Genomic DNA, 356 nt, shown 5'->3' on the forward strand with positions numbered 1-356 from the left:
TGTTTGGTTGCGGGGGCAGGATTTGAACCTGCGGCCTTCAGGTTATGAGCCTGACGAGCTACCGGGCTGCTCCACCCCGCGTTATCCGAGTTTTGCGCGGCAAAATCTCGTTATTCCGTCCGAGTTTTGCGCAGTAAAAAGGTCGGTTTGTCGGCCGGTTTGTTTCGGCCTTATGAGAGAAGATGATCGGTTTGTTTCTCTTGCGATTTGCAGACCTGGCAGCGACCTACTCTCCCGCGTCTTAAGACGAAGTACCATCGGCGCTGGGGCGTTTCACGGCCGTGTTCGGAATGGGAACGGGTGCAGCCACCCCGCCAGAACCACCAGGTCGGCAAAGCGCAAGATTTGCGCCTTAA

Annotated in this window: 1 tRNA gene and 1 rRNA gene; both read right to left on the reverse strand. The window is 56.5% G+C overall.

Annotation, left to right across the window (positions count from 1 at the left end):
- Positions 1-4: 4 nt before the first annotated feature.
- Positions 5-81 (reverse strand) — tRNA-Met (locus AC6CIG_RS29765).
- Positions 82-213: 132 nt separating this feature from the next.
- Positions 214-328 (reverse strand): 5S ribosomal RNA (gene rrf / locus AC6CIG_RS29770).
- Positions 329-356 lie beyond the last annotated feature (28 nt).

This window comes from Sinorhizobium sp. GQ132, from assembly GCF_059758575.1.